A 226-nucleotide genomic window follows, 5' to 3' on the forward strand; every position below is an offset into this window, starting at 1 on the left:
CGACTCGGCCAGTTCACCAGTCACGTTGGAGACGACCGGCAGCTGTGGGTCCTGGTACGTCAAGCCGCGGGCGACCTTGAGGAAGTCGTGCAGGACCGGCTCCATCAACGGCGAGTGGAACGCGTGCGACACCTTCAGCCACCGCACCTTGCGCCCTTCGCCCCGGAACGTCTGCTCCAAGCCCTCCAGAGCCTCCCGCTCACCGGAGAGCACCACCTGCGAGGGG

1 protein-coding gene is annotated in these 226 nt (G+C 67.3%); it reads right to left on the reverse strand.

Annotation, left to right across the window (positions count from 1 at the left end; all coding sequences use genetic code 11):
* On the reverse strand, positions 1-226 hold a 226-nt coding region (locus ADL01_RS28010), incomplete at both ends, for a hypothetical protein (protein ID WP_159049664.1).

The sequence above is a fragment of the Streptomyces sp. NRRL WC-3618 genome, from assembly GCF_001280005.1.
Classification (GTDB): domain Bacteria; phylum Actinomycetota; class Actinomycetes; order Streptomycetales; family Streptomycetaceae; genus Streptomyces.